The organism is Erwinia pyri (assembly GCF_030758455.1).
GTDB lineage: Bacteria > Pseudomonadota > Gammaproteobacteria > Enterobacterales > Enterobacteriaceae > Erwinia > Erwinia pyri.
The window spans coordinates 603,505-629,432 of the sequence record NZ_CP132353.1; the positions used below are offsets into that span (position 1 = coordinate 603,505).

At 47.6% G+C, this 25,928-nt stretch carries 19 protein-coding genes, 1 tRNA gene and 2 pseudogenes; 13 read left to right on the plus strand and 9 right to left on the minus strand.

Translation table 11 applies throughout. The annotated features are described in order from the left end of the window. Positions 1-141: 141 nt before the first annotated feature. A complete protein-coding gene (locus tag Q3V30_RS02885) occupies positions 142-762 on the plus strand; it encodes a LysE family translocator (protein ID WP_306210294.1) in 621 nt (206 codons plus the stop codon). Between the two features lie 127 nt (positions 763-889). On the opposite strand, the gene Q3V30_RS02890 is transcribed toward Q3V30_RS02885, so the two are convergent. Continuing rightward, on the minus strand, positions 890-1,399 hold the full coding sequence (locus Q3V30_RS02890; protein WP_306210296.1) for a YjjA family protein: 510 nt from the start codon (positions 1,397-1,399) through the stop codon (positions 890-892). 321 nt (positions 1,400-1,720) lie between these two features. Here Q3V30_RS02890 and Q3V30_RS02895 point away from each other — a divergent pair. The 3 genes from Q3V30_RS02895 to Q3V30_RS02905 all read left to right on the plus strand — a co-directional run bounded on the left by Q3V30_RS02895 (position 1,721) and on the right by Q3V30_RS02905 (position 4,577). Further along, a tRNA-Leu gene (locus Q3V30_RS02895) sits at positions 1,721-1,805 on the plus strand. Between the two features lie 164 nt (positions 1,806-1,969). Then, the gene (locus Q3V30_RS02900; protein ID WP_306210298.1) at positions 1,970-3,220 is read left to right on the plus strand and encodes a tyrosine-type recombinase/integrase; all 1,251 of its coding nucleotides are present in this window, start codon (positions 1,970-1,972) and stop codon (positions 3,218-3,220) included. A 436-nt stretch (positions 3,221-3,656) separates the two neighbouring features. After that, the gene (locus Q3V30_RS02905) at positions 3,657-4,577 is read left to right on the plus strand and encodes an AbiJ-NTD4 domain-containing protein (RefSeq protein WP_306210300.1); all 921 of its coding nucleotides are present in this window, start codon (positions 3,657-3,659) and stop codon (positions 4,575-4,577) included. Between the two features lie 94 nt (positions 4,578-4,671). On the opposite strand, the gene Q3V30_RS02910 is transcribed toward Q3V30_RS02905, so the two are convergent. The 6 genes from Q3V30_RS02910 to Q3V30_RS02935 are packed head-to-tail and all read right to left on the minus strand — an operon-like array spanning position 4,672 to position 8,634. Continuing rightward, entirely contained in the window at positions 4,672-6,990 is a 2,319-nt protein-coding gene (locus Q3V30_RS02910; protein ID WP_306210302.1) for a primase-like DNA-binding domain-containing protein, read from the minus strand. 9 nt (positions 6,991-6,999) lie between these two features. After that, positions 7,000-7,335, minus strand: coding sequence for a DUF5375 family protein (locus tag Q3V30_RS02915; protein WP_151036754.1), 336 nt, complete (start codon positions 7,333-7,335; stop codon positions 7,000-7,002). Continuing rightward, the gene (locus Q3V30_RS02920) at positions 7,325-7,594 is read right to left on the minus strand and encodes a hypothetical protein (RefSeq protein WP_067709579.1); all 270 of its coding nucleotides are present in this window, start codon (positions 7,592-7,594) and stop codon (positions 7,325-7,327) included. The genes Q3V30_RS02915 and Q3V30_RS02920 overlap by 11 nt, the downstream gene beginning before the upstream one ends. Next, positions 7,591-8,118, minus strand: a complete 528-nt coding sequence (locus tag Q3V30_RS02925) for a host cell division inhibitor Icd-like protein (protein WP_306210309.1) — start codon at positions 8,116-8,118, stop codon at positions 7,591-7,593. The genes Q3V30_RS02920 and Q3V30_RS02925 overlap by 4 nt, the downstream gene beginning before the upstream one ends. A 13-nt stretch (positions 8,119-8,131) precedes the next feature. Next, positions 8,132-8,380: a hypothetical protein gene (locus tag Q3V30_RS02930; protein ID WP_306210311.1), complete on the minus strand. Its 249-nt coding sequence runs from the start codon at positions 8,378-8,380 to the stop codon at positions 8,132-8,134. Then, positions 8,377-8,634: a helix-turn-helix transcriptional regulator gene (locus tag Q3V30_RS02935; protein ID WP_306210313.1), complete on the minus strand. Its 258-nt coding sequence runs from the start codon at positions 8,632-8,634 to the stop codon at positions 8,377-8,379. The genes Q3V30_RS02930 and Q3V30_RS02935 overlap by 4 nt, the downstream gene beginning before the upstream one ends. A gap of 517 nt (positions 8,635-9,151) precedes the next feature. On the opposite strand from Q3V30_RS02935, the gene Q3V30_RS02940 reads away from it, so the two are divergent. The 4 genes and pseudogenes from Q3V30_RS02940 to Q3V30_RS02955 all read left to right on the plus strand — a co-directional run. After that, a complete protein-coding gene (locus Q3V30_RS02940) occupies positions 9,152-9,862 on the plus strand; it encodes a hypothetical protein (RefSeq protein ID WP_306210315.1) in 711 nt (236 codons plus the stop codon). Further along, positions 9,859-10,110, plus strand: coding sequence for an ogr/Delta-like zinc finger family protein (locus tag Q3V30_RS02945; protein ID WP_306210317.1), 252 nt, complete (start codon positions 9,859-9,861; stop codon positions 10,108-10,110). The genes Q3V30_RS02940 and Q3V30_RS02945 overlap by 4 nt, the downstream gene beginning before the upstream one ends. A gap of 331 nt (positions 10,111-10,441) precedes the next feature. After that, entirely contained in the window at positions 10,442-13,024 is a 2,583-nt protein-coding gene (locus Q3V30_RS02950) for an NB-ARC domain-containing protein (RefSeq protein WP_306210319.1), read from the plus strand. A 254-nt stretch (positions 13,025-13,278) separates the two neighbouring features. Beyond that, positions 13,279-14,135: pseudogene (locus Q3V30_RS02955) on the plus strand (tyrosine-type recombinase/integrase); the annotation flags it as partial. 475 nt (positions 14,136-14,610) lie between these two features. Here Q3V30_RS02955 and Q3V30_RS02960 read toward each other — a convergent pair. Further along, positions 14,611-16,197, minus strand: coding sequence for a hypothetical protein (locus tag Q3V30_RS02960; RefSeq protein WP_306210321.1), 1,587 nt, complete (start codon positions 16,195-16,197; stop codon positions 14,611-14,613). A gap of 604 nt (positions 16,198-16,801) precedes the next feature. On the opposite strand from Q3V30_RS02960, the gene Q3V30_RS02965 reads away from it, so the two are divergent. The 3 genes and pseudogenes from Q3V30_RS02965 (at position 16,802) to Q3V30_RS02975 (ending at position 19,614) form a co-directional block, all read left to right on the plus strand. After that, positions 16,802-16,975 carry a hypothetical protein gene (locus Q3V30_RS02965; RefSeq protein WP_428979233.1) on the plus strand — a complete coding sequence of 58 codons (174 nt, stop codon included), beginning with the start codon at positions 16,802-16,804 and terminating at the stop codon, positions 16,973-16,975. After that, the gene (locus Q3V30_RS02970) at positions 16,965-17,300 is read left to right on the plus strand and encodes a DUF5375 family protein (RefSeq protein ID WP_125289134.1); all 336 of its coding nucleotides are present in this window, start codon (positions 16,965-16,967) and stop codon (positions 17,298-17,300) included. The genes Q3V30_RS02965 and Q3V30_RS02970 overlap by 11 nt, the downstream gene beginning before the upstream one ends. A 9-nt stretch (positions 17,301-17,309) precedes the next feature. Further along, positions 17,310-19,614: pseudogene (locus Q3V30_RS02975) on the plus strand (primase-helicase zinc-binding domain-containing protein). A gap of 342 nt (positions 19,615-19,956) precedes the next feature. Here Q3V30_RS02975 and Q3V30_RS02980 read toward each other — a convergent pair. Next, the gene (locus Q3V30_RS02980; RefSeq protein ID WP_306210324.1) at positions 19,957-23,019 is read right to left on the minus strand and encodes an NACHT domain-containing protein; all 3,063 of its coding nucleotides are present in this window, start codon (positions 23,017-23,019) and stop codon (positions 19,957-19,959) included. 1,676 nt (positions 23,020-24,695) lie between these two features. Between Q3V30_RS02980 and Q3V30_RS02985 the strand changes: the two genes are divergently transcribed. Both Q3V30_RS02985 and Q3V30_RS02990 read left to right on the plus strand, forming a co-directional pair. Beyond that, positions 24,696-24,851, plus strand: a complete 156-nt coding sequence (locus Q3V30_RS02985; RefSeq protein ID WP_306213292.1) for a hypothetical protein — start codon at positions 24,696-24,698, stop codon at positions 24,849-24,851. After that, complete coding sequence (locus Q3V30_RS02990; RefSeq protein ID WP_346433467.1) at positions 24,805-25,917, plus strand: DUF4153 domain-containing protein; 1,113 nt, start codon at positions 24,805-24,807, stop codon at positions 25,915-25,917. The genes Q3V30_RS02985 and Q3V30_RS02990 overlap by 47 nt, the downstream gene beginning before the upstream one ends. Positions 25,918-25,928: the final 11 nt, after the last annotated feature.

Here is a 25,928-nt window from a genome sequence, read left to right on the forward strand (position 1 = left end):
ATCCCGTTCGTCTGGCTGCAGGCTGCTATTCATGATTTGTTGGCAGGATTATGACCGGCACGCGGCGAAGCGAGAAGGGGATTGCCCTTTTTGGCCCGCCATGCCTATGTTATATCGGGATAGTTATCAGAGGCGAGAAAATTGGAAACGACAATTCTGTCAGTAGTAACGATTGGCGGCGCGCTGGCGCTGGGGGCCATGAGCCCTGGCCCGAGCTTTATTTTAGTGGCAAGAACGGCGGTGGCCTCTTTACGGCGGGCCGGTATGGGCGCGGCGCTGGGCATGGGCTTTGGGGCAGTTATCATATCCCTGATCGCGCTGCTAGGGCTGAACACGCTGCTGGCGGCGGTGCCGTGGTTGTGGCTGACGCTGAAGACCGGCGGCGGGATCTATCTGCTGTGGATGGCGTATAAGATGTTCAGAGGCGCGCGCGAGCCGCTGCATGTTGAAGGCGGAACCGGCTCCGGAAAAAGTTTCCGTAAGGCTTTTCTGCACGCTTTTATTACCCAGATCAGCAACCCGAAAACGGCGGTCGTCACCGCCGGGATATTTGCCGCGCTGCTGCCTGCGCAGATCTCCCCGATGATGTATGTGGCGCTGCCCGCCGTATCATTGCTGGTGGATGGTCTGTGGTATGCCTTTGTGGCTTATGCACTCTCTTCACGCGGCCCGCGCACCACTTACCTGCGCTACAAGGCGATGTTTGATCGTCTCGGCGGCGGCGTAATGGCACTGCTGGGCATCAGGCTTATCGTGAAATAAAAACGAGCCGCACGGTGGCGGCTCGCGGGAAGGCGGTGAGGGGACAGCCTCACCGTTTCAGAGAGAGTGAGGAGAGAGCTGTGATCGGTACAGGTTCGGCCCTGTATAATCAGCAGCCCCGCCTTTATCAGGAGATAAAGTTTTTGCCCTGCTTCAGCACCAGGTCACAGGCTTTGGTTTTCACCTTCTTGCCCATAGTGGTATCGCCCAGGCTGCTCAGGTTCACCTGCTGGTTGTTGCCAGTATTCAGCAGACCCATCAGACCCTGTTTGTAGTCGGTGGTTTCCTGCTGTTTGGTGGTATCGGTCAGGCCCAGCTTGCCCAGCAGCTGATCTTTCACCGAGCTGACATTGTTATCCACCAGATTGTTCTTCATGCAGTACTGCAGCACGCCCGTGGCGTTGGTCATGGTGCTGGAGCTGAGCGACTGATTGCCGCCGTTCAACAGGCCGGTCAGTGCACCCAGCGAGGTGCCGGTTGGCTGCGGTGAAGTGGTGGAGGAACTGGAGGAGTTAGAATTCTGGCTGAGCGAAGAAGCCGCGCTGCTCAGCTGATCCTGCCAGCTGGCCGCCGAGGCCACGCCAGCGAACAAGGAAGTTGAAACCGTCAATGCCAAAACCATCTTAGAAGCTTTCATAGTTAACCCTTTACGTTTGTTATCCGGCGCGTGCCCTCCTGGCATCACGCTTTATCTCCCTTTGGGACTACCGGATTGCAGGGGAGTTCCGCGTAAACAGGGAAGAGAAGGACGGGAGCGGGGCTTTGAGATTTGTCTTAAGGGTAGGGGGATGAAAGGGGAACAGGGCAGGGGAAATATGTTTGATTCCTCTCCGGGCGGAGAGGTGCATCCTCTCTCTGCGCTGCATTTTTCAGCACTTGCATCACATTGGGGCGGATAGTAGTTGCGTGCTGAGAGGGTAACGGTATAATCCACAACGTTTTCCGCATACCCTTCAGTGCCGAAGTGGCGAAATCGGTAGACGCAGTTGATTCAAAATCAACCGCCGCGAGGCGTGCCGGTTCGATTCCGGCCTTCGGCACCAGTATCCTATCCCTCCCCGTCCGGGGAAGTCCAAAAACCATTTAAAATCAACGTTAACGGTTTTTCTATCGTCCATATGCGTCCGAGGTCATCCATTGACATCCGGCAAGTTTGGGGGTCAGAATGGGGGTCACTTCGCTTCGATAAACTTTTGACCCCCAAATTATGCCTTTAACTGATGTGGCGGCCCGTACCGCTAAGCCTCGAGAGAAAGAGTACAAACTCACTGACGGCCACGGATTGTATCTTCTCGTCAAACCAACCGGTTCTAAGCGCTGGTATCTCAAGTACCGTTTTGAAGGGAAAGAGAGCCGAACGGCGTTAGGTGCTTATCCTCTTCTTTCCCTGGCAAAAGCGCGTGAGAAACGTGATGAGATACGACTTTTGATTGCAGAAGGTGTCAGTCCCAATGCGAAAAAAGAAGAAGTAAGGCAACAGGAAGAGGCAGCACTTAACACTTTTGAAAAAGTGGCTTATGACTGGCATGCGAACAATAAACGCTGGTCTGTCGGCCATGCTGAGCGAGTATGGCGCGACCTTGAACGCAATATCTTTCCTGCTATTGGAAAGCGAAATATTGCTGATTTAACAACTCGCGATCTGCTATTGCCTCTGAAAGAGGTAGAGCAGAGCGGCCGCCTGGATGTGGCTTCCCGCTTGCAGCAGAGGATCACGGGTATTATGCGTTATGCGGTTCAGATTGGTATTACTGAGCGGAACCCTGCTCAGGATCTTGCTGGAGCCATTATAACGAGAAAAGCTACTCACAGACCGGCTCTACCTTTAGAACGCTTACCTGATTTTCTTCAGCGTATCGAAATACATAAAGGCCGCCTGCTTACCCGTTTAGCTCTCAGGCTAAGCCTGTATGTCTTTATCCGTTCCAGTGAATTGCGGTTTGCACGGTGGAGCGAAATCGACCTTAAAAAAGAGCTGTGGACTATTCCTGCCGAGCGCGAAGCGATTGAAGGGGTCAAACACTCCCATCGTGGTTCGAAAATGCGAACCGCCCATCTGGTGCCGCTATCAAGACAGGCTTTAACCATTCTGGAAGAAATCCGGGAGCTGAGCGGAAACAGAGACTTAGTGTTTCCTGGCGATCATCATCCCACAAAACCAATGAGTGAAAACACCATTAATCACGCTCTTCGCAGGATGGGATATGACACGAAAACAGAGATATGCGGCCACGGGTTCAGAGCTATGGCGTGTAGTGCATTAGTTGAATCTGGCTTATGGTCTCGTGATGCTGTTGAGAGGCAGATGAGCCATCAGGAACGTAATGGGGTTCGTGCTGCCTATATCCATAAGGCAGAGCACCTTGAAGAGCGGCGGCTTATGGTGCAGTGGTGGGCTGATTATTTAGACAGCAATAATGCATATCATCTAACCCCGTATGAGTTCGGCAGGCGCTAAGCCAGAAAAAAAAGATTTTACGGAAAAAGTGTTCACCCTGTTCACCTTTCATTTTTGTTGTTTATTATCAGGATATTGAAGGGTGATCACTTGCGGGGGGAGTCTTCACTACTCTTCACCCGGGGTGAACACTGTTCACCTTCAGACGTGAAAATCGGTCTAGCCAGTTTGGTTTTTCATATAGGTATGTATCACACTGAACCACCTAGTTAACTTCACAGCTTGGCAAATCAAAGTCAGGCCGAAGAGTATGGCGAAGTGTCACTGATTTGCATATTGCCCATCGCCTAAGTCCAAAGGCTGCTATGTGCGACAAGCGGAAATGGGTGCGGGATGGTTTTTTTCCGTCGATCTCAGTGCATTTACTCAATTATGCTTGCTCAACAATTGAATCAGCCATAGATTTGCGGAAAGTCATAAACTTCTGGGGGTGAACGTGGCTTATTTTAGCGATAAAGAGAAAGGCTCTGTACCGAGAACGAACAATGATGTCTCTATGATCGTCTGGACCGGGCTTGTCTCCTACATCAATGTTCTGGTAAATAAGGGTTATTTTGGGAATAATTTCCCAGAAGAATGCCCTGACGGGCAAGGGTGCATTGGTACAAATGAAGATAATTTCAAAGCTGCACTACAGGCGGAGATACCAAATATAGGATGGCCATTGGGAGTCGATCCTGAAGATGTAGATCGGTATGGCCACAGGTCAAGAACACAAGTTACGTTCATACCAGACTATCTCGTCGTTATGGATTTACTTCAATTTTGCTATAAACATGTTGCCGCTCCTATTGAAGGCAATGATTACCACTCGTACTACCGTCACACTCATATTCACGATTTTGATGTTGATACTGGAAGAAATGAATTCCTCGAAAAAGTTAACGTCATTTTTGCCCGAAATGGTATGGCTTATGAGCTTAAAAAATCAGGAGAAATTATCCGGATTCTTAGTCCTGAATTAGTCAAAATGATGTCCAGCGTGAATGATCCTGCGGAAGTTGAGCTAAAAAAAATACTTTCTCGTGCAAATGCTAAAATAGTAAGTTTTGATGTTCAGATTCGCTATGACGCAGTGAAAGAACTCTGGGACTTCTGGGAGCGGATGAAAAGTGTACACAACCCATCAAATAAGAAAATATCAGCTAAAAAATTACTTGATGACGCAGCTGCTACACCTGAGTTTCGAAATATTTTGGAAGTTGAAGCTAAATATTTGACCGATATCGGTAACGAATATTTTATACGTCACGCCGAAATGAATCAGGTGAAAATTCAAGAGAGCGATCATATTGAATACCTGTATCATCGCATGTTTAGTTTAATTCATCTGCTCATGAAAACTTTTACCCATTAACTGGCCTGATTCCTATATTTAAGGAAAAAAGCTACTGACAGCGTCCGCTCCTGGCACAAACCGGCCGGAGCCGGTTAGTTGTCTGTCGTCTGGCTTATGCATCGCAGCGCGGCAGCCAGTCTGCCTCGCAGTCTTCGCTCAGCTCCAGGCTGGTCTGTATGCCGTTCTTTGTCTTGCGCTTCAGCAGCTCAATCTCATACTCCTTCAGTGTCTGCGGCACCGCCTGGCCGAACGCGGTCAGGCTCATGGGGTGCTGATGGCCTCTTGCCTCCATAAAAGACAGGTAGGCGTGATAGAGGTAGCGGCGTGGATTCATGGGCCTGATATTGGCGTTGCCGATAAACAGCCCGGTTGGCGTGCTCAGCGGGGTCAGGTAGCCGCAGAAGTCAACCAGCGGGTCGGCGCTGCGCTTGATTTCCAGCGCTTCTTCCGACGACTGCTGCGCCTGCAACAGCTCGCGGGCGTCGTCAGGACGGGTGAAGCGCTGCATCAGGTGGCGCACGATAACCCCCAGCTCACCGGCAATCTTGTCCAGCAGTTGCGGGTCACGCTCGCTGGCCGGTATCACGTCCGGGAACGGCAGGATTACCCGCCGACGTGACACGCCGCCGCTGCGGTCGCTGAAGCGCATAGGGTTGTTGTTCACCGCCAGTATCACCGCCGGGATATGGGTTGAATAGGCGTCGCGGTACTTCGGATCAATTGCCACGGCGTCGCCGCCGGTAATTGCCTTGATGCCCGCGCCGTCGCCGCTCCACTTCTCCTGGTCCGGCAGGATAATTAAGGAGTAGCCCACCACCGCGGCGCGCTCGCGGGACGACTCCAGCGTGTCGATGGTGGCGGCCGTGGTGTTGTCCTCTCCGGCCAGCAGGCGGGCAATGGACGCCATCACGCTTTTACCGCTGCCGCCGGGGCCGGTGACCTCAAGGAACAGCTGCCAGTCATAGCGGTTTGCCAGCACCATAAATAACGCCGCGAGGATGCGCTCCTGCTTTGCCTCATTGCGTCCGGCCGCCCGCGTCAGCCATTGCCAGAAGTATGGCGCATCGTCGGCCAGATTCTCGCCCGCCTTCGGCGTGGTGTAGTCGACGCTGTTAACGGTGCGAAGCCAGTTCTCTTTTTTGTGCGGCCCAAAGGTGCCGGTCGCGGTGTCAAACACGCCGTTACGAAAGCCAATCAGCCGGCGGGCCGGTGCGCCCATCTGCGGCACCATCAGCTTGAGCGTGTCCACGATGCCGCCGATACCGGTTGCCGAGAACGGCGCGCGCACCTTCTGAAACAGCGCGGCAATCTCGCGGCTGAGCACGCGGTAAGGCAGCACCTGCCACGCGCCGCCCTCGTAGCGGCAGAGGTCTTCACCCACGACCGGCACGGCCAGCGTGTTGTGGTAGTGCGCGGCCAGCAGCTCTGCCTTCTGGCTGGCGCTCATCGCCTTCAGGTCGGCCTCGCTCACCGACTCAAACGGGCTGAGCGCTCTCGGCTGGGTGAAGGCGGTCAGCATGGCCTGCGTGGTCATTTCCCCTTCAGTCTGAAACACGTCGTTCCAGTCGCCTGTGACGGGCGGCAAAGCGGGCCTGCCGTTGCAGCGCTTCGCGGCGGCTTCGGCGCGCAGCTGCCCGGTGCCGTTCTCGTCGTTATCAGCGGCAATCAGTATCATCGCCTCCGGGTATTCGGCGTGGAGGCGATCTGCCAACGCGGGCAGGTTGTTGGCGCTCAGGGCAACGTAAACCGCCTGGCCGGTAAGCCGGTGCACTGTCAGGCCGGTGGCGTACCCTTCGGTCAGCCAGAGGGTATCGCCCGGTTCGCCGAGGCGGTGAAAGGCCTCTTTTACCTGACCGCCCGCCAGCGTGCGTTTGGTGCCGTCAGCGTTAATCAGCTGGGCGTTGACCGTTTCGCCGGAAATGCCGGTCAGCGGCACCAGCAGGTCGCCGGGCTGATAGGTGGTGTCGCTGATGCGCTTTGCGGTGGTCAGCGTCAGGGCGCTGTCGTCAGCCAGCCCCTTGCCGGTCAGGTAGGCGTTCCCGGCCTGCGCTTTCGCACCGGCAATAAGCCGTGCGGCCTCTTTTGCGGCGTTAAGGCGCGCACGCGCCTTCTCTTCGCCGGTTTTGTCTGTGGATGTCTGAACCAGCTTAACCGGCAGCGTACCCATCAGGTCGGCCACCCGGCAGGCGGCCTCCTTTATGTTAACGTCCAGCGCCTTTCCAACCAGCGCCAGCCCGTCGCCCCCACCACAGCAGTTACAGACCCACGTGCCGCGCCCGGCCTTGTTGTCAAAGCGGAAGCGGTCTTTGCCGCCGCAGACGGGGCACGGCGTGTGCTGACCGGCGGCGTTAATGCTGATGCCCAGCGCGGGCAGCAGCTGAGGCCAGTGACCGGCGGCTGCGCGCACGGTGTCGGTGACGATATGTTTCATGCGGCCTCCTTAATGCAGCGTGGCTTTGGACGCGGCCAGGCGGCCACACAGCAGTTCATCCATCATGGTTTCACCCATGCGGGTTAGTCGCGGTGCGGCGACCAGCACGTCGGGCTGTACCATTTCGCTGAGCATGGTGCAGGCCATGTCCATGCCGTTCTCCGGGCCGTACTTCCGCACGTAATAGCCTTCCAGCTCCAGCGCGATGGTCATCTGCACCTCGTCAAGCGAGGCGGAAACGTTGAGGCCGTAGTGCTCACAGGCGCTCAGGTAGCCCTGGGCAACGGCGCGGCGGTAAACGGCGGTGCGAACCTCAACGGGCAGGCAGGAATGATTAGTTGTCACGGGCGGAGACCTCCATATCGGTGAGCATGACGGATTCACAGGTGTTGACCACTTTACCCAGCTGGTCGGTAAGCAGCGCCACCACGGACGCCAGCGCATTGCCATCGGGGCCGCCGTGGCGGTTACCGGAGCATTCGATAATTTCGAGCATATCGAGCACGGTCACGCCAACGCTGTGGGCATGCTGAAGGCGCAGAAAATCGGCATGGGGAATGGGATAGCTGGCGTGTTGGTTATGACGGGCTGACAGGGTATTCACGCGGCCACCTCACACAGCGGCAGGCGACCGGCAAAGGACAGCACGTAATCGCGTGCCAGCAGGCGGCGGGCGACCATTTCGGTTTCGGCGGTGGTGCGCAGCATGCAGGGACGGGCGGCGGTATCGGCACGGCGAACGGCGGCAAATAAAAAGGTGAACTGCATGCGTGCAGAAATGAGGGTTGCGGCCATAGTGGCAGACTCCTTGAAGTAGCGGTTTCTGCTACCACCAGAGTTCCTACACTCGGGGGTGGTAGCCCAGACGGGGGTAGGAATACCGGCCTTCAAGGACACCGGCCAGCCCGAGGGCTGCCCCGCCTGAGCCACCATTGTCTTAAAGGCACAACGGCACAAGAACCGCTGCGCTAAAAAATGGCGCACTGAGGCAACGACGTAAAAAAACACGCATGGCGCGTGTCGTGTCGCCTTGAAGTAACTCGGGTTCCTACGCCCGGCTGCCGATTTTGCGGCAGCGGGGAAACTGTATACCGGCGGCTCGCCAGAAAAAAGCCTTTTTTTAAACATCGGGCCTTTTTCCTCAGCAATCGGTCAGGACGTGATCGGATTGCGGCGGATTTGATCGGAAGTTCTCGCTTTGTGCGCCTTCACTTCCCTTTGCAGGCTTAGACTTGTCGGCGAACACGGAAATATGGCCGTGACGGCCGCTGTTAAATGCGGGCAGCGTGGGCGCTTTGCCACCGGCGGCGGAAAGCAGGCTTTCCGCCACGTAAACGGCCTCTTCCTGGCTGAGCGGGTAGCTGCGGGTGCCAACATTGAGCTTAATCATGCCGCACCTCCGGCACGCTGCGCGATGCGGGACTGCATCCAGTCGTCAATCTCTGACGCCAGCCAGGCAACGTTCTTGCCGCCGAGGGAAATCTGTGACGGAAACTGCTCACGGCAAATCAGGTCGTATATGGTCGAACGGGACAGCCCGCAGATGCTGATAACTTCCGGCAGGCGCATAAAGCGGTCGCGGGGGTATTGCAGGTTGTTCAGGGGCGGCGTTGCCGGGACTGAAACTGAAGCGGTGGAAAGCATGGTGTTACCTCATTCTGTATCCGGGCGGCGCTGGCCGGTTCCGGTCGTGGTGTGCTGGTAACCCCCTATTGTGAGAATATTTTTGCCCGTGTAAACAAGCCCCTGTCGTGTGATAAATGAACAAAAATGCGCTCTGTTCTACCCTGTTGCACAGTATGAGTCAATATAGGTCAATATAGGGCAGTTGAATAAATCCACCTATTAATGTCGTTTTATTAAAAGGTAAAAACATTCAAATAGGCTCGCCAGAAAAAGGCTGTTTAAAAAATCGGGTGAACAGTGGTGAACACCCGGTGAACAGTTAAACCTCAAGTGTTCACCCCTTTACTTACTGTATTTATTATCTTTTTCCTAAAGGTGAAGAGTAGTGAACAGTTTTATATAAAACTAAAAGCTCAGTGGGGGTATCAGGCCAATATGTGGCCGTGTTTGCTGAGCGACAGGCAGGCAGCAATGAAATGATTTGTCCGGTGGTGAACGACAGAATAGCGACAACCTTTACAGAGAGAGAAAAGCTATGAGCACCCCGGAAAAGAGCAGCACCCTGGCAGCCTTTGAGCAGGCCCGAACCGCACATCTTGAGAAGATGAAAGAGTACAACGCTATCTGCGCCGACATTACCCGCTGCACCAAAGAGCGTGAAGCGGCCATTGATGCAGGAAAGGAAGCCGAAACAAACTGGCGTATGCGTTTTCGCACCCTGCGCGGCAACCTGACCGACGAGCTGAAGGCTGAACACAGCCAGCGCATTGCCAGCCGGGAACTGGCCGACGAGTTTACCGGGCTGATTGCCGAGCTGGAGCTGGATAAGCAGGTCGCCATGCTGAATGCATGCGGCACGGGTAAGGATTATATCTACGCGCACAAGCTGGCGTTTAACGAGTTTGTCGATGCGACCTGGCAATCGGCGCTGCGTAACGTCAGCCCGTCGCTGTTATGGGCCATCCGCCTGCGTCTTCAGCGTGAGAAGGTGAATCCCCGTGACGACGACGAGCGCAGCGACGTACAGGTTGTGGCGGAGCTTATCGGGAATGCGCTGACCCGTGCGGCGGCTGCGGTGCCTGAGAAAGCGCTGACGGAAGCGCCGGTGCTGGAGAATATTGGCCTGTGGCGCCCGGCACTCACCGGGGTGGATATGGCGCTGTATGCCAGCCCGGGTAAGCGAAACAAGCAGTGGGATGCCATCCATGTACACCGCCCATGGATAAGGGAGGGTAAAAAGAAATGATGCACTGCCCATACTGCAAAAGCCCGGCACATACCCGTTCAAGCCGGTATATGTCTGAACAGGTGAAGGAACGTTATCACCAGTGCACAAACCTTGACTGCTCCTGCACCTTCAAAACTAATGAGAGCATAACGAAAGTGATAACCGCGCCGCCGCAACCTGAACCGACCCCCGCAGTGATCCCGGAGCCGGTCAAAGAACGCCAGACTATCGGGCGCTACGGTTCATCCTTCCGCTCCCTCCATTAACCATAACGGCCGCTGAAAACAGCGGCTTTATTGTTTCCGCGTTCCGTCCTTTCAACGCCCTTTTTCTGGCCAGCCTGGTTTGTAAATAGCGATGCATGCATAAGGTGCATGGATTTGCATGCAGAGTGCAGCGCCTGAGATGCCCAGTCAGCCCACGTCTGGCCCGGTTTTGCACGGCTCATGCATCTGCATAAAAAACGATGCATAAAGCGGGCAGGCGAGGTGGGGGTAGCATTGCGCGCTTATAGTTGAAGTGGTTAAAAAAACTATTGCAAGCAAAGAGAACATAAGAGATATTTAAGTTATTAGGAATAATCTTAAAGGGGCGGACATGCAAGTCTTTATTGATCAAATCATGCGTAAAGTTGAAACATCTAAAAGCGAATCAGATTTTACTTTTTTCTTTAATTTATTAGTAGCTGGAGAAGCTTTAACAAAATTAATTGCATTAACAGTTACCGCTAGCTTGAAGAATGATAAAGACAGGCATCAATACAGGATTCTACATGGTTTGGTTCGTGCAAATGGTATTGGTGAATGGAGTCGATCGATTGAAGATTTACTTACCGGAACGGCTTCACAATATCTTCCTGATGCCATGCGCACACATCAAACTGAGTTTACTAAAAAATGCCCTGAAGCCGAATGGCAATACCAATCCGTGCAAGATCTTTATTTGGCAATGAAATGTTTTAATTTACTTCCAGATTCTATACCCGTTAAGCGTGATTTAAAAATGTGGTTCAAAGGATTTACCGAGTTAAGAAATGCAACAAGAGGGCATGGCGCTACAATGAGTAAGGCCGCTTCAGCCGCCGCTCCACATCTTGAAAAAAGCATAAGAAGAATAATTGATAACCTTTCATTATTAAAGCTGCCTTCAGCTTACTTAAAAAGGAATATGAGTGGTAAGTTCAGAGTTACGCCTTTAAATATAATAAATGAGCATCTTGAAGAGGTTAAAAAGACAGATATTTATTCATATGAAGAAGGCGTTTATGTCTATTTGGATAAGCTTATTTTAATACCTTTGCTAAAAAGCGATCCAGATCTCAAAGATTTTTATATAGCTAATGGTGGGTTTACGCACTCCCATTATGAGATGCTTTCATATGTTACCGATGATAAAATTCATGAGGAATCTAAGAACTATACTGCACCTAAAGGTCAACTGCCGCCGAGCGAGTCTGAGGGTTTGGGGGTATTAATGACTTATGGTAATTGTTTTTCTAATGTACCTGGCCTAAGTTATGATTATATTAACAGGGGTGAATTGGAGAATGAACTTTATGAACTATTGATTGATGATAGGCATATTGCTATTACTTTATTAGGTAGAGGGGGTATTGGTAAGACATCTCTAGCCTTAAAGGTTATTCCTAGGCTTTATGATACTGAAAGGTTTGATGCTATCGTTTGGTTTAGCTCACGCGATATAGACTTATCTTCTAATGGTGCCAAGTTAGTACGCGCTGATGTAATGTCAAACAAAGACATAGCACACTATTATTCTCGGCTGTTCAAATCAGATGAAGAAGTAAAAAAGAAAGATTTTGATCCGATTAGCTATTTTCAGGGCCAGCTTACCAAAGCAGATGCTGGGGCAACTCTATTTATATTTGATAATTTTGAAACTGTCGATAACCCTATAGAAACTTATAAGTGGGTTGATACATTTGTACGTAACCCCAATAAAATTTTAGTCACTACAAGACTCCGTGATTTCAAAGGTGACTATCCATTACAAGTACAAGGTATGAGCTATGTAGAGTCAATGGAGTTGATAAAAAGAACCTCAGGTAACCTCAAGGTAGAAAAACTATCTCAGGATAATAAGGATAAAATATATCGGTTATCTGCGGGCCATCCCTACATAATGAAAGTATTGATTGGGGATTTTGCACGAAAAGATACAAAAGGAAATATGGAGCGTCTTATTGCAGGTAGTGATGAAATACTTACCGCGCTTTTTGAGCGAACATATTCCGTGCTTACCCCATGCGCTCAAAGGACTTTCTTAACACTTTCATCATGGAATTCAGCAGTACCAAGATTGGGGTTAGAATCGATATTAATGTTTTCATTGGAGGACGCACTTGAAGTTGAAAAAGCAGTAGATACCTTAATTCAATACTCAATGATTGAAGAGTTAAAAGCTAGTGATGGACACTATTTTTTACAACTTCCTTATGTAGCATATTCTTTTGGAAACAAAAAGCTGAAGATTAGTTCACTTCAGCATATTATAAATACCGATGTTATTCTTATGAGGAAGTTTGGGGTTTCAAGCATAGATGATAAAAAAATATCTTTAAGGGATAATTTCACTCGATATCTATCTTCAGTGCATCATAATGAAGATTTTCATAAAGTTCACAAGATTATCTTGGAAAGGATATGCTATACATTTAATGATGGTTGGAGGCTTCTTGCTAACTGGGCTATGGAACCTGATGTACTTAAGTTCAATGTATTTGCAGAAGAATGTATTCAAAGATATCTTGAAAATGAAAAGTCAGAAAAAAACAAGCATAACGCATGGTATGTATATGCGTCAATCGCAGAGCGTTTATCGAAACCTTATGAACAAATCCTTGGTTTAACACAAGCATCTTCTTATGAGTCAATTCTTATTGATGATTTATCTAATATCACTAACAAAATAAATCACTTATTCAAGACGCATGAATTTTCTTTGGGTGAAAGCATTAAAGAAGAGCTGTTGATAAAGCTTTTCACATTGATTTATAAAAGAAGAAATGAAGCTGATGCAATTGCATGCTCTAGGTTCGCATGGTTAGGGTTACATTTAAATAAAGAAAGAGAAGCTAAATCATTAATTGAAATAGGGTTGCGAAATGAACCGGGAAATATATTTTGTCAAAGGCTCAAAAGAAAGTTTGAACGGGAGTAGTTTAGCTGTATTAATGCACCATAATTTATGATTATTGATAATAGATGCTTTCACAGGATCTGAAAGCATCATAAAAGAGTCATTAATCCTCCTTACATCAGGGGTGGGGTCATATTTGGGGTCTAAGTTGGTTGTTATTGTATAAAATTCATGTATAAACAATGATTTATAATATTTCTTTGAGTCCGGCCTTCGCACCATGAATGCGTATGAAAAAATCAGTCACCTTATGGGTGGCTTTTTTTTTGCCTTTGATTCGGCGCTTATCTACAGGCAAAGAACATCTAAATGTTTATTTAACGAATGCCATTAATGCCAATAGTAGGTATGACGTTGCTCAACGTCTGAAGTAGCGTGTAACGGCAATCACGCGTTGTGTTGTCCAGAATGACTACATTAATTCAAATCCTTCTATTGATGTGGTAGGAGCACTTTCAACTACAAAATCCTGTCACTATCCCGCTTTAACCTTTAGCCGCTTCCCTCAGTTTTTGAACATATTGCTGCATATCGTGGACGCAAGATGACTCGCATCGCTGTAGAGCTTTCGTTACTTACCTTTGTACATTCCAGTGAACTTCGCTTAGCACGGTGGGATGAGTTCGATTTTGAAAGAGCCTTGTGGCGAGTTCCTGCACAGCGCAAAGAGATAGAAGGTGCTCGTTACTCTCACGGTGGCATGAAGATGAAGGAGGAGCATCTTGTACCGCTAAATCGTCAGGTTTTAGCCTTGTTGGAAAAGCTGAAGCAATTAAGCGGTGATAACGAGAGACTTTTCCCCGGCGATCACGATCCCAAAAAAGTCATGAGCGAAAACACGGTTAACAATGCCCTGCGTGCTATGGGGTATGGCACGGAGACCGAGGTTTGCGGGCATGGCTTCAGGACAATGGCACGAGGCGCGCTGGGTGAGTCAGGATTGTGGAGTAATGATGCGATAGAGCGGCAGTTGAGCCACTCCGAGCGTAATAATGTACGCGCTGCATACATTCATACTTCTGAGCATCTTGATGAACGCAGATTAATGGTGCAATGGTGGGCTGATTTTCTTGAGGTCAATCGAGGTAACACAATTACACCTTATGAATTTGCTAAACTCACAGCAAAGTAATTTAACTGATTTTTTATATTAAATAATTTGGAGTGCTGCGAGAAAATCATAACAGAATGAATTTAGGTGATTTTTTAATAATAACAAGCTCAACTTTAAGACGTTATTTTAGAGGGAGGTGCTGGAGTTCACTCTGAGATGATAGTAAAAAAGAAATTTTCACACGTAATGATATACGTCAGGAGGATAATTATTGAGGCTGCTGTACAAGAGGGTTTTAGTTAATCAGTCTTCAGAAAAAAGCGGCCAAATACAATGTGAGGCCTCTCTCGTCTAGACTATCCGAATAGTAATTCAGCTTACTTAACTTATTGAATAACTTATGTTATACCATTTTAATTTATCCTGTAAAGATATTGAATCAAGTCTAACTATTTTTTTTAAATTTTTGCATTCATTATTGGAGGGTTTATTTAGAAATAAAATAATGGTTGTTCGTATTATTATTTTTTTTCAAAATCACACAATTGAATAATTAAGGTTTTGCCTGCGAGAATGAGTTGTAATAGTAAAAATCCATATCATCATTCTCGAATCTCTGGTTTACTTTATCAGAAACTATCTGACATTGCTTCTTAACTCCCCTAAGATCGTCTGCACGAATTAATTTTTCAATATTTATTGCGTAATCATCAAATGTCATCGCTTTATTTTGATATGTGAAAGAACCTTTAGCAACGCAAGCAAGGCAAATAGAAAAAGATGATAAAAATAAAGGAATGGCAATAAATATTCGTAATTCCTTACTAGAATCAATGTCATCATTGGAATCTGGAATCTCTAAACGAAGAACTGGTTCGCCACCCGGAACTTTGCTAATTAAAGCGTGCATTCTTTCTATATCTTGTTGTTTCTTGATTAATTCATTTAAACTTACTTTGCAATCTTTATCGACTCTGAAGTAAGAAGCAACTTGTATCAAAGTCAAAGCTATTTGTTCTGCCTTAATGATTTCGTTAGTAATTGGATTTGCAGAAAATGAATTGTTCGAGGCAAAAAAAGATGTTTCGTTACCCTCATTGTTTTTTATTGTTAATTTAAGATCACCGTTAGGTGCGTTTAATATCTTCATTAATAAAAGTAATTCTCTAAGATCAGCTAAATGAAAGACTTTATCATATGATTCAAAATCTATTTTTATTTTATTATTTTTAATCCGAACTATTAAATCAAAAAAATCCGAGCGAATCCTAAAACTTGCCAGATCAACTGGAGCATTAAACGCAATAGTAGAAACAAAAAATTCACACTTAAAAGAGACATCTTCTTTTTCATCTTCGAATCTTATAGATCCTGTTGAAAATGCTTCAACTGATGTTATCTCAATAATGGCTTTTTCAGCGGTCAGATCTTCCATTCGAAAATTAATATCAAATCTAGTGTCCCAACCTTGCACATCTTTTATATTTATTCTGGTCGGGTATCCAAGAGTGGCATTAATAAGAGGCTTATAATCGTCATCATTAACAATTTTAAAATTTAACGCATAACGACTTTCCTTATATCCTATGTCACCTAAATCTCGCAGTTTATCTTCACAGTACCTTTTCATCCCAAATGGGATATGTTTTTCAATGGCGTTTTTGAGTGCGCTTTTATTAAGTAGAACTATTTCATCCTCGCCAGAATAATTTACCGTGAAAGAGAGTTTATGAAGTGGTGATTTTTTTTCTGTGTCATTTTGACGAATTCGTTTCAAAACTTGAAACATGATATCTCTATTAATATGAACGAGATAAGCCGATTCAATACTTGCATTCCCGTCATAACGAGCAAAAAAGAAAAAACAGGGAAGTGGCGTGTCACAAAAACGTTTCATGTTAGAAACTTTGACCTGAACACCTTTTCTTGCGCCGTCAGTAGACTTTATCTGCACTAAACATTGTATAGGCTGTTCGTTCAAGCTATTTAATAAGGCTATACCACCTATTAGAGGAAATTCAACAATAGCATCCCATCCTCCTGAATCATCTTCAGAGGAGCTGTTGTAAATCAAGCCCGATGCATTACAAAGTCTGTCAAAGTCACCACGCCCCATATTACCAACTTTTCTTAAACTCATGAACACACCCCTCCTTCATATGCGCGATACTAGATTTAGCTTTCCCTATTGTAGGAAAAAACTGTAAAGGTTGGGTTGAAAATTAATAGCTAAATTTGCCGCTTGCAGGATGCCTACGAGGATTAACTGAGGATGCCTCGGGGTAGTTTTTTACGCCCCAACATATTTTTTTCCTGAGGCATACAACGAGCCGCACGCACCATAATCACACCACCATCATAGTTTTAAACAGAAAGATGTTAGCCATCATGATTAAAACGGTACACACCATCCTGCGCGCAATGCTACCCCCGCCTCGCCTGCCCGCTTTATGCATCGCTTTTATGCAGTTGCATGAACCATGTAAAGCCGGGCCGGGCTTGGGCTGAAGGGGGGTCTGAAGTCCCGCATTCTGCATGCAAAATCATGCACCCTGTGCATGCATCACTATTTACAAACCGGGCTGGCCAGAGAAAGGGCGTTGAAAGGACGGGTCAGCGGAAACACTAAAGCCGCTGTTTTCAGCGTCCGTTGTGGTTAGCCGCATGAATACTATGTCCGCCCGACTCAACAACCACGACAGCTATCCCATTCCCCACGCCTTCAGCATGCCCACAGCGTCGGCGTGACCGTGCTCGACATGCTGGACGTTATCGAATGCTCCGGCAACCGTAAGGACGGCCCGGACGGCAACGCGCTGGCGTCCGTGGTGGCGCTGCTTACCGACCAGCTGGGGAAAGTCGTCAGCACCTGTGAATCCGTCATGCTTAACGATATGGAGGTCTCCCGTGACAACTAATCAATCCTGTCTGCCTGTAGAGGTGCGCACCGCCGTCTACCGCCGCGCCGTTGCCCAAGGCTATCTTTCCGCCTGTGAACACTACGGCCTCGACGTTTCCGCCTCGCTGGACGAGGTGCAGATGACCATCGCGCTGGAGCTGGAAGGCTATTACGTGCGCAAGTACGGCCCGGAAAACGGCATGGACATGGCCTGCACCATGCTTAGCGAAATGGTACAGCCCGACGTGCTGGTCGCCGCGCCGCGACTGACTCGCATGGGGGAAACCATGATGGACGAACTGCTGTGCGGCCGCCTGGCCGCCTCTAAAGCCACGCTGCATTAAGGAGGCCGCATGAAACACATCGTCACCGACACCGTGCGCGCCGCCGCCGGTCACTGGCCTCAGCTCTTACCCGCGCTGGGTATCAGCATTAACGCCGTGCCCGGTCTGCGGCGGCAAAGACCGTTTCCGCTTTGACAATCAGGCCGGGCGGGGCACATGGGTTTGCAACCAGTGCGGCGCGGGCGACGGGCTGGCGCTGGTTGAAAAGGCGCTGGACGTGAATACAAAGGAGGCGGCCTGCCGGGTTGCCGACCTGATTGGCACGCTGCCGGTTAAGCTGATTCAGACATCCACAGAGAAAACCGGTGAAGAAAAGGCACCTGCGCGCCTTAACGCCGCAAAAGAGGCTGTACGGCTTGTTGCCGGTGCGAAGGCACAGAACGGTAACGCCTACCTGACGCGCAAGGGACTGGCTGACGTCACCGCCCTGACGCTGACCACCTCAAAGCGTATCAGCGACACCACCTATCAGTCCGGCGACCTGATTGTGCCGCTGACTGACTTTACTGGCGAAACGGTCAACGCCCAGCTGATTAACGCTGAAGGCGTGAAGCGCACGCTGGCGGACGGCCAGGTGAAAGAGGCGTTCCACCGCCTGGGCGAACCCGGCGATACGCTCTGGCTGACCGAAGGCTATGCCACCGGCGTGACCGTGCACCGCCTTACCGGCCAGGCGGTTTTTGTGGCATTAAGCGCCAACAATCTGCCCGCGCTGGCGGAGCGCCTGCATGCCGAATATCCGGACGCTATGATACTGATTGCCGCCGACCACGACGAAAACGGCACTGGCCAGCTGCGCGCTGAATCGGCCGCGAAGCGCTGCAGCGGCAAACCGGCCCTGCCGCCCGTGACCGGCGACTGGAACGACGTCTTTCAGGCGGAGGGTGAAATGACTACCCAGGCAATGCTGACCGCCTTCACGCAGTCAAAAGCGCTCAGCCCGTTTGAGTCGGTAAGCGAGGCTGACCTGAAGGCCATGAGTGCCAGTCAGAAAGCCGAGCTGCTGGCCGCGCACTACCTCGACACGCTGGCCGTGCCGGTCGTGGGTGAAGACCTGTGCCGCTACGAGGGCGGCGCATGGCAGGTGCTGCCGTACCGCGTGCTCAGCCGTGAAATTGCCGCACTGTTTCAGAAGGTGCGCGCGCCATTTTCGGCAACCGGTATCGGCGGCATTGTGGACACGCTCAAGCTGATGGTGCCGCAGATGGGCGCACCTGCCCGCCGGCTGATTGGCTTTCGTAACGGCGTGTTTGATACCGCGACCGGCACCTTCGGCCCGCATAAAAAAGAAAACTGGCTCCGCACCATTAACAGCGTCAACTACACGACGCCAAAGGTGGGCGAGAACCTGCCGGACGACGCCCCGTACTTCTGGCAGTGGCTGACGCGGGTGGCAGGGCGTAATGAGGTGAAGCAGGAGCGTATCCTCGCGGTGTTATTTATGGTGCTGGCGAACCGCTATGACTGGCAACTGTTCCTCGAAGTGACCGGCCCCGGCGGCAGCGGGAAAAGCGTGATGGCGTCGATTGCCCGCCTGCTGGCCGCCGGAGAGGACAACACCACGGCGGCGACCATCGACACGCTGGAGTCTTCACGGGAACGCGCCTCGGTCGTGGGCTACTCGTTGATTATCCTGCCGGACCAAGAGAAGTGGAGCGGCGACGGTGCGGGCATCAAGGCCATAACCGGCGGCGACGCCGTGGCGATTGACCTGAAGTACCGCGACGCCTAATCAACGCACATTCCTGCGGTAATACTGGCGGTGAACAACAGCCCGATGCGCTTCAGCGACCGCAGTGGCGGCGTCTCCCGTCGCTGGGTTATCCTGCCTTTCCCGGACGTGATACCGGCAAACGAACGTGACCCACAGCTGCTGGAGAAGATTTCTGGTGAGCTGGCCGTTATCGTACGCCACCTGATGCAGCGCTTCACCCGCCCTGACGATGCCCGCGAGCTGTTACAGGCGCAGCAGTCGTCTGAGGAAGCGCTGGGAATCAAGCGCAGCGCCGACCCGCTGGTCGACTTCTGCGGCTACCTGACGCCGCTGAGTACCCCGACCGGGTTGTTTATCGGCAACGCGAATATCCGGCCGATGAACCCGCATCGCTATCTCTATCATGCCTATCTGTCGTTTATGGAGGCCAGGGGCCATCAGCACCCCATGAGCCTGACCGCCTTCGGCCAGGCGGTGCCGCAGACGCTGAAGGAGTACGAGATTGAATTACTGAAGCGCAAAACGAAGAACGGTATTCAGACCAGCCTGGAGCTGAGCGAAGACTGTGAGGCCGACTGGCTGCCGCGCTGTGATGCATAAGTAATTCAGTAAACATTAAACCGGCTCTGGCCGGTTTCCTTTGAATTAATCAGTAATATTCACAAATAAAATAAACGCGGATTTCTTTTAATTACAAGTCATTAAAAAATTAAAAACTTAGTGTTAATATCACTCCAATCTTATCAATTAACTATAACTCGTGCTTTTAATGACTATGTAAAGTAGGTCGCTAAGTATCAATTTAAAATCTCTTGGCGTAAGTGATTAATTATTAAGTGGTGGTTAATTATAGAAGTTGAAATTTAACAGGTAAAAAAACTTGTGATAGTAAAAACCTTTATCCAAAAACATATGAACAAAGGTTTTACATTGCAATGATATTTATTTTAGTAGTCTGTCCTCTAAAATCTGTCGCAATTCCTTCAAGTTGTCTTTTTTTTCATTTGATTTTAATGCTCGTTTTGTTTTTTTAGTGCTTAAACATTTTGGCCTGGAAATTCCATCATCCCTACTTGCAATGTTTTCAATGCGTAGAGTACCCAATACAAAAGATGAAAAAACGCGAACAGCATGAACGTCGCACATCAAGTTATCATCACTCTGAAGCCAGAAGATGAGCTGCTCATAGTGGTCTGCAGAATAAGCGATTGAAATTTCAGAACCTCCTTTTTCCTTTTCTTTATTTAGCATGCTTAAAGAGCGTTTATTTTCAGATCTTGCTTTTCTTGTGCCTATCAATATTTTTACTATTATAAAAAAATTAAAAGTGGAAAATGCAATAAAAATTCCGATTAAAAAATAAGCAGAGGGGTTTCCCCGAGTAATTTCTTTAAAATGATTTGAAATATGATCTTCTGCAAAAAAAATAAATGCGTAACCAATGGCTATGCATACTCCTAAAAATATAGAAGAGGCAAACAAAAATAAGAGGGTTTGTGTGATGAATTTTCTGCTCATTACTTGGTAAAATAACCATTGAGCTAAGTCTATAACACTTACTTTCTTACCTAAATGACGAACTAAGAAAGGTGAAAGCATCATAAAGAGGATGGCTATCATTATTAAATCTATAACGAATAAAAAATATAGCAGAGTTGACTTATACTTTATCAGGTTTATTGAAACTACAAGCCAAGAAGTTAATAATATGGAAAATAAGAAACTAAAATCGAAATCTGATTTAACGTTTTGATAATTAACTTTCATTTTTTCTAATAAATTCTTAGGTATAAAGCTTGTTGTATTAAATATCGAACTAAACATAAACATAAAAACTGCAAAATGATCGATCATAAAAAATCTGGGTACAATTTTCTTTATGATTCCGAGATTACGCCTCAGGCGTTTACATCGTGTGACTACAATATTGGCCCCCATATCTTGAGGAAGTCTGGCTGCTAATGCCTCTATAGCAAGTAGATCTGCTCTATCTTTAGCTGCAATAACTTGATTTGAAAGCATTTTTAAGACTGCAGCTCTCGCTTGCTCCGGAAGTCCTTGTGTAAAAGCCGCTTGACGGAATGCGTGCAGTCGCTCAGATTTAGTTCCATGACTAAAAGTCTCAACAAGGTATTTGACTAAAATATCATGTGGTAGAAGTCCACCTAAACATAGAACCTCACTGCGATCCTTGGAATCCCCTGTTTCCCATCGAGGCTTTAAGAAGTTTAACACAGCACTCGTTAACGAATATGGTACATCCTGCAATCTATGTGCTAACCCCTCTTGTAGCAGGCTAAGTAATGGTTTAGCAGTTTCATTCAACCAATTATAATAAATTAAATTTGAAGGCAGAGGGGGCTCTTCGCACATAATAAAATCATTTTTTTCTGCACGTTCACTAAGGATAAAGCTAGCATGACTTAGCAGGTCACTAAATTCCTCATAATCGCGTGTTTGTAAAAGAGTAACTGTATATTCTCGCCAACGAGTTTCTGTAAGAAGTGCTCTTGGAGATATTATTTCTGGGTGGGTTGTTAAGTAGCGGACGAATAAAGCCTCTTGATAGCGACGATGTGCAAAAGCAAAACGCTTATCTCCGTGCTTGGCATTTGGCACATCTGCTCGCCCAATTTTAGAGTCAACTAAGGCGGAAATCAGATTTTCGAGAGAGTCTCCTGGGATCTCTTCTGCTGAGAGTTGAGTCCTTATCTGATCTAGGGTAGGCGCTAGACTCAAGTTTTCGTCTTCTGCGAACAGCCTTGCTAAGCGTTCAGCCCCTTTAACAAGCTCCTCGGGGCTTAATTCGTACTTGCGTTTTAAATATTCTGGTTCCCTGCATGCTAATCTGTCAATATGTTGAAAAAGTATATCATGATCATTATTTGGCGGTTGATGCTCATCGCGAACATAACGACATAATAGTGTCAAAAAAAGAGGGGTTGCTCCTATGCTACTGTGTGAGCTGGCAAGATGTTGACGCACCATGCTCATATTTTTCTCGTCAAGGAAAGAGTTACGGATAAGCTCATCTTGCTTTTCACCAGTTAAGGGGAGAATACGTAATTTCTTCCAAGGTAAAGCTTCAGGACCTTTAAACTCTCGTGATGCTAGAATACCTTTGCACTCTCCCATTCCTTCTAAAAAATGCCTAAGTGCTTGAGAGTATTTCTTTATTATATCACTACCTGTCTCCGCATGAAGTATGGCGGGTATTTCATCGAAAGAATCAAATAGGAATAACCATATTCCTCTGCTGCAGTAGTCCTGCCAATTGTCCTTAACAAAAGCTGAGGTATCTGCATCCCCACGACGAATATTATCAAGTATAAACTCGCGTATACTATCAGCATTAATATCTTCTTTATTTAATAACTCTATTTCACGTAAGTTAATGTAAAGCGGAACAATGGCTTTTTTATCATTTGATTTTCTACCTTGCTCTGCAAATTGTTTAGCTAAGTGTCGCAATGCTACACTTTTACCTGACCCGGGCTCACCTACGAGTTGCATTGCTCGTTCAGTGCTTGTAGTTATTGCTCGGATAAGAGAATGTTCTTTTCGCAACCCAAATGATTTTTTCTTTAATAGTTTATTCAAGGCTGAAGCATAATAACCACCTTCGGTTTCGACATCAGCTTCAAGATCTGTAAAATATTGATCATTCCAGTTTTCTGCTTTTGCTAGGTAAGCTAAGTCAGCATCTAATACCGAACAGAATTGCTTTCTCTTTTTTACTTTTAGTTTATTATCTTTGTTTAGCCAAAGAGGAAGCCCACTAGATTTATAGGAGTCAATTAATTTTGCAGAACTTTCAAATACACTACTAAGAGTTTTGAAAGCAATAATAAAAATTATAGTTATAATAATTAAAAATAAGGAGATTAGTATTATCCAATGCCATGAATCGTGCGTAAAGTTATCGCTCCACACCGAGTTAAAAATTCGCTCAGCCAGCCCTAGAACCTTCTCGATGGTTCCAGTATCCCCGTCATTCGCAGCCACACTTTGTCCTTTCTTAATCATGAGAAGAATTAATGATAGCATCATAAATTCATACTTTAAAATAATCAATAATTCAAATTTTTTAGTTTTTTGCTCTGTCTTTAGGTTAATAATAGAATTTTACACTGAAAATTTAACTTTAATTGCAAATTTTTTTAAATAATAAAGTTTTTTCATCCTTTTACGAAAAATTGTGAGCTTAAGCTTTTCATTCGTGTCGGTCAGACTATATAAGTGTCTGATGTTATGATCGGTTTGTGCATCTAACCATGTGAATTTTAAGGTTAATTTAAATTTCTGTCCGTTCATTCATATGATCTTAAAAAGTATGAATCAAATTCCGGGGCTAGACGATAGTGAAATCAAAAAGCCGATACGCACATTAACAGTTGTAGTCGGCTTCAAGATCTTACATATGGAGTAAAGAAAATTCATAAGATTTGCCCTTGGTTGTTTTATTTTGTTATTAACAGTACACATCTTGGATGAGAATTAAATAAATATTTTTTTCAAACTACTAGTATCTAATAATTAACCCATGAAAAATAAAGGTATAAATTTTCTGCAAATCCCTTTTAATGAAAATCCTAAAACTATTAAAATGCCTGTGAAAAATATGTAGATGTCCCTGATATAATGAATATGTTCATTTTTTCATTTGTATTATTTATTAAGGATTAATGACTTATTGGCAATAAGCCACTTTTATAATATCTTTGGATTTGGATGGTAAATTATGTAAAACTTCATAACGTTATGCTTTAGCTTTCAGCCGCCTTAAGCTTCGCCAAGCCGATAAGATAATTAGATGTTTCGATAATTAAGATAGCTGTCTAAAAAACTCCCATCACCGTTTTATGACTGATGGTAAACACTGTTCACCATATGATGAACAGTAGTGAAGAGTAACAGTACAAGTGATCATCCGTTAATACATTGATAATTAACGATAAAATTGGAAGGGCGCACTGGATGAACACTTTTCCGTAAAACTGTTTTTTTAGGGCCTGATGACATAATCTCAAGGTTTGAAGGGACAGTAAGGATGTACAGCACAAACCTAATCGAGAATTTTATAAAAATGTATGAATGATTTTTAAAAAATGTCATAACCTCTGTTTTCAAGGCGATAGCCATAAATTATTTTGGGGGCATAATTGGGGGCATATATAAGCATGCCTCATTTAAAGTGTTTTTAAATACAATGACTTAATATTGTGTTTGAGTCCGGCCTCCGTACCAAGTATGCAAATTTAAGTCGCTTAAGGGCGGCTTTTTTGTGTCTGAGATTCAGTATTTACCTCTCCTACTCTTTATAACCTCATCTGGTATTATTTTTCTGTCAGGCAATAAATATCTGAAGTAGATAAAGAAGTTAGTGTTGATTATGAGCTGATCATTATTGCAAGTAGTATCCTCGCATATCGATGAGTTAAAACACGATTCACAACTCTTTACTGGTAACAGGAGATGGCATTCAAGTTGAAGACGGTGGTCACGGTTTCAGGACTATAGCCTGGAGCTTATCAGTTGAATCTGGATTGTGGTTGAGAGATACGGTTGAACGAGAAATGAGGTATAAAATTTCGTATTGAGATCTTGGTTTGAGCATTAGGGAGCTTTACACTGTGCCATCTTAAAATCCGCGTTCTTACTGTTATATCAAGGCAGGAGCCATGACTAGTCGCCCGCAGATGATTATTAATGTTCTTCAGGCCAACCCTGATGAACAATTCACAGCTCGTCAGCTTGCCCAAAAGATCATCGATCACTACAGCGCAGAGCTTGCCAGTAAACGTCAAAATCCTCGAATTGATTACGCGGGCGGTTAACATACTGCTGCCTTTGCACGCGGTCGCCTTACTGCTGTTTCTGGTCTGTTTGCCGTTTACCGGACTGGCAATCATCCCCAAAGCTTTTTCAGCCACGACGCTGTTGCTGATCATGACGCTGATGATGCTGACGTTCAGCGCCATCGCTGATGAAAGCACACCTGGCGTATCTCGCGGGCAGCGTGTGATGAGGCGCGTGGTGCTGGTTGCGCAGGGCCTGACGCCGCTGCTGGCCGGGCTGGCTGTCTGGGCGCTGTGGTTGCGTATCGCTGACTATGGCTGGACAGTGGAGCGGGTTTACGCCGCTATGATTGCACTGATCGCGGTGACTGGCTCGCTGCTGCTGTCAGGGTTCCAGCGCCGTGCCGGGGTGCAGGGTGCCGTCAGCATGAACACGTTTATCCCCCTGATGCTGACTCTGACGGCCTTCAGCTGGTTTCTGCTGCACACGCCGGTGGCCGATCCATGGCGCATTACCGTGAAAAATCAACTGGCGCGCTTTGCAGAGGGCAGGGCAAAGGTGGACGAAGGGGATCTCTACTTATTCAGTAATGCTGGTCGCCGCGGAAAACAGGCGTTGCAGGAGATAAGCAGGCATCCGCAGTGGCTCAGCGATCCTGCCCGGCAAAAAGCCGTGCTGGTGCGGCTGCTGGCAGAGCGGGACACCAATAATGCTAACCCAACCATTAGCGACCTTCAGCGCAGCATCCCGCTACGGGCAGGCAGCGAAGCGCCGCCGGAAAGCTGGTGGCAGATGCAGACGCAATATATTGAGCAGGAAGCGGGCATCTGCCTGGTGGATACCGGTTCCTGCCTGGTGTGGATGCAGGATATGAACAACGACGGCACGCCGGAAGTGCTGCTCTATAACCGCAATCAGCAGAGCATCACTCTCTATGCCCACCAGGCCACAGGCTGGAATCAGATTGGCAGCGTGACGCTGTCGGAAAGGCTGGAGCAGGCTCTCCGGGATAAAATACCTGAAACTGTAGTTAAGCCGTGGCGCGATCTGGAAGTGAACGGCCAGCGGCTTCCGGTGCAGTACTACGGCTTTGAAGGACAATAGCGCATTACCCG